General features: G+C 46.4%; 1 protein-coding gene and 1 pseudogene. Both read left to right on the top strand.

Going from position 1 to position 422, the window contains the following annotated elements; translation table 11 throughout:
* Positions 1-127: pseudogene (locus SB660_RS19090) on the top strand (amino acid ABC transporter permease); the annotation flags it as partial.
* 18 nt (positions 128-145) lie between these two features.
* The coding region (locus tag SB660_RS19085) for an ABC transporter permease subunit (protein ID WP_410583789.1) at positions 146-422 on the top strand (277 nt) is incomplete at its 3' end.

Raw genomic sequence — 422 nt, 5'->3', positions numbered from 1 at the left:
CGTGTCCTCGAGCACTCTTGTCGTGTTTGATGTCTATATTTTCGTCGCGCTTTTTTATTTGATATTAACGATCCCGCTCAGCATCGGGGTTCACTATTTGGAAAGACGTCTCGGAAAAAGTTATTAGAGAAGGAGAGTGAATAACATGGATTTTAGCGGCGCCTATACACCTGACCATCTGCTGTTTTTATGGGACGGCTTTTTGGTCACACTTTATGTTGCGCTGATCTCCATTGTCCTGAGTTTTATGTTCGGGCTTGCCGCCGGCACTTTGCGCTATGCGAACATTCCTATCGTCTCGGGCATTATAGCGGCCATTGTGGAAACCATCCGCAACCTGCCGCTGTTATTAATCATTTTCTTTACGTTTTTTGCCCTTCCGGAAATCGGGATCAAACTGGAAATTACCGCGGCCGCCATCA

Source organism: Bacillus sp. SIMBA_005, from assembly GCF_046535585.1.
Lineage (GTDB): Bacteria > Bacillota > Bacilli > Bacillales > Bacillaceae > Bacillus > Bacillus pumilus.
The sequence above is the reverse complement of the archived record's forward strand: the minus strand, read 5'-3'. Positions and strand labels throughout refer to the sequence as shown.